Here is a 712-nt window from a genome sequence, read left to right as displayed (position 1 = left end):
CGTCGGCGCTCCCCCTCTCCGTTTCGGCTTCGCCGAGCCTCCTCTCCCCCGATCGACGGGGTAGAGGAAGGCGCCAAGCTTTTTGCCGTCAACGCTCGTCCAGCAACGCTCCCCTCCTTTCCCTCCGGAGGAGGGGAAAGGTGGCGCTGCGAAGCAGCGACGGATTGGGGGAACCACCTGGCAATCGAGCCGAGGCCTGATCAGTCACGCCCGTCACAGAAGATGTGTGCATCCCCTGGCCACATTCGTGGGGGCCAAGAAAAGAGGGCAGCGCCGCGTTCCGCCACACCCCTCTGTCCTGATTGCTTTCGAGCGACGAAAGCCGGCAGGCCAGAGGGGGCGCTCTCCCGCCCGCATCTCAAGGCTAGCCCACCGATCTCACCCCACGACCTTCCCCGGATTCATCACATGACCCGGATCGATCAGCGCCTTGATCGCCTTCGCCAAATCCCGCTTCACTGGGTCGGCGTAGCGCTCATACGCCTCGCGCTTCTCCAGCCCGACGCCATGCTCGGCCGAGAACGAGCCGCCGGCTTCGCGCAGGCCCTGGTAAAGCACGTCCTCGATCGCCGCGTGCCGCTCATGCGGAAGCGGGCCGTCGCAATTGATCGAGATGTGCAGATTGCCGTCGGCGAGATGGCCGTAGACATAGGGCGCGTAGGCGGCGTCGATCCGCTTCAGCCCGGCCTCGATGCGCGCCACATAGGCGTCT

At 65.6% G+C, this 712-nt stretch carries 1 protein-coding gene; it reads right to left on the bottom strand.

The genetic code is table 11. From position 1 onward, the window contains the following. Positions 1–378: 378 nt before the first annotated feature. The coding region (locus tag EOA24_RS40005; protein WP_281059951.1) for an FAD-linked oxidase C-terminal domain-containing protein at positions 379–712 on the bottom strand (334 nt) is incomplete at its 5' end.

It is taken from the genome of Mesorhizobium sp. M2A.F.Ca.ET.039.01.1.1 (genome assembly GCF_003998035.1).
GTDB lineage: Bacteria > Pseudomonadota > Alphaproteobacteria > Rhizobiales > Rhizobiaceae > Mesorhizobium.
This window is presented reverse-complemented; position numbering and strand designations above follow the sequence as displayed.